Source organism: Eremococcus coleocola ACS-139-V-Col8 (assembly GCF_000183205.1).
GTDB lineage: Bacteria > Bacillota > Bacilli > Lactobacillales > Aerococcaceae > Eremococcus > Eremococcus coleocola.
In genome coordinates this window covers 1-1,550 of sequence record NZ_AENN01000014.1, presented here as the reverse complement: position 1 = coordinate 1,550, position 1,550 = coordinate 1, and the positions used below count along the sequence as shown (strand labels likewise).

The following is a 1,550-nucleotide window of genomic DNA, read 5'->3' as shown; positions in this document are numbered from 1 at the left end:
ATAGTGACCCCAAAAAGTTGGACCAGAGAGATGAGTACATATTTTATGTACTTGTCTCTCTTATTTTTGTTTTCTAAGCAGCTTGAAGTGAATGGCGATAAGCAATTGGGCTCATCCAGTTTAATTTTTCTTTGATTCGTTCTGCATTATAGTACTGTATATATTTAATAATCGCAGTTTCTAATTCTCTGTAACTATGATAAATCTTATCGTAATACATTTCTTGCTTCATCACACTGAAGAAGTTTTCCATGGGTGCATTATCGTAACAGTTTCCTTTCCGTGACATACTTTGAAAGATTTGATTTTCTTTAAGTAAAGCTTGGTAGGCAGGCATTTGATAAGCCCAGCCTTGGTCAGAGTGGAAGATTCGACGGTATGAACAGTCTGCAGTGACTTCAATGGCTTCTCTGAGCGCTTCAAGCATAGAAATGCCATTGGGTTGTGATGTGATCTTGTAAGAAATGATTTCTAGATTACACATATCTAAGAATGGATCCAGATAAAGTTTCTTAATTTGAGTTCTTCCTTGGGAATCCAGTTCGTAGAATTTAAATTCACTGGTATCTGTTGTGATTTTTTGATGAACAATGGAAGTGTTAAAGCGGCGGTTAATTCGATTGGGTTTAATCCGCCCAACAACGCCTTTATAGCTGTTGTATTTCCGATATTTACGGCTGAAGTGCTTGATTTGCAGACCTAGTTCCTGGTAAATTCGTTGAACTTTCTTACAATTTACTTTCCATTCGCGATTGATTAATTCAGCGTGCATTCGCCGGTAGCCGTAACAAGGATGTTGTTGACGAATCGCAAGCATTTCTTCTTTAAGTTCTGCATCAGGATCCGCTTGTTTCCATTTGGCTTGCCAGTACATATAGACCGATTTTGGAAACGATACGGCCGCAAGAATCTTGGTTAAGGGATATCCTTTGTCACGGAGTTTGTGGATGATTCTTGCTTTGTCTTCATTGCTTTCTGACGCCGCAAACTCCTTAGCTGTTCCAAGTATTCATTCTTAATTTTCTGTAACTCAAGTTCGTATTCAAGTTCTTTAATCCGTTGGTTCGCTTGTTCTAAGTCGGTTAATTCAGGGGGGTCCTGTTTAGTTTGACGCTTGTTCGGTTTAGATAATGACATGATGGGTGGTCTTCCTTTCGGACGAGACAATCCTTTAATCCCTTGCGAAAGATATATACTGCGCCAAGTCGCAATCAGAGAGGGATTATTTATCCCAAGTTCATTAGCCAGGGTTTGATAGGATTTTTCGCCGGATTCATAAAGTGTAATAGCTTTCAACTTAAATTCTACACTGTATTTTTTGTTTTGACGAGAGCGTTTTAACCCCTTAATCCCTGACGTTTGATAGGCATTGACCCACCGCCTAATCTGTTGAGTATCCTTCATGTTGTATTTTTTAGCTAACGGTTTGTATCCAATCGTATCCGAAAGATATTCTGCGACGACTTTCATTTTGAATTCTAAGCTATATTTAGCCATACAAAGACCCCCTAAAGTTGGATTTTTTGGTCCAACTTTAGGGGGTCAGTACA

At 38.8% G+C, this 1,550-nt stretch carries 1 protein-coding gene; it reads right to left on the bottom strand.

All coding sequences use genetic code 11. The annotated features are described in order from the left end of the window. Positions 1–73: 73 nt before the first annotated feature. Positions 74–1,497, bottom strand: a protein-coding gene (locus tag HMPREF9257_RS08945) for an IS3 family transposase (protein WP_425358104.1) whose coding sequence is annotated in 2 segments (ribosomal slippage) — positions 74–934 and positions 937–1,497 — 1,422 coding nt in all. Because the reading frame shifts where the segments join, the coding sequence is not laid out codon by codon here. Positions 1,498–1,550 lie beyond the last annotated feature (53 nt).